This is a genomic window from Marinicauda pacifica, from assembly GCF_004793635.1.
GTDB classification, from domain to species: domain Bacteria; phylum Pseudomonadota; class Alphaproteobacteria; order Caulobacterales; family Maricaulaceae; genus Marinicauda; species Marinicauda pacifica.
This window is the reverse complement of sequence record NZ_SRXV01000018.1, coordinates 1-335: the sequence shown is the minus strand read 5'-3', so window position 1 is coordinate 335 and position 335 is coordinate 1. Positions and strand designations below refer to the sequence as shown.

The 335-nt window shown below is 70.1% G+C and carries 1 protein-coding gene; it reads left to right on the top strand.

What is annotated here, in order from left to right; translation table 11 throughout:
• Nucleotides 1–2: 2 nt before the first annotated feature.
• Nucleotides 3–335, top strand: a 333-nt coding sequence (locus tag E5162_RS14235) for an exodeoxyribonuclease VII large subunit (protein WP_338419091.1), incomplete at its 3' end; no start/stop codon positions are given.

Here is a 335-nt window from a genome sequence, read left to right as displayed (position 1 = left end):
CGTTGCGGCGCTCGGTCGATCGCATGCGCTCGGACCTCGGCGCCCTGGTGCGCGCCATGCCGCGGGCCGAGAACCTGCTTTTCGACAAGCGCCAGCGCCACGCCTTCGTCAGCCAGCGTTTTGATACCGCATTGAAAACAGGGGTGGAACGCAAACGCGGCAGGCTCGAGACACTCGCGGCCGGCTTGCGCCCCGCCGCGCTGCAGCGCGATATCAACCAGGCCCGGCGCCGGATGACCGAGGTGTCGCGCCGCCTGCAACCGGCCTATGGGCGCCAGCTGCGCCAGCACACGCGCGAACTCGCCAGCCTGGGCGCTCGCCTGGATTCGCTCTCC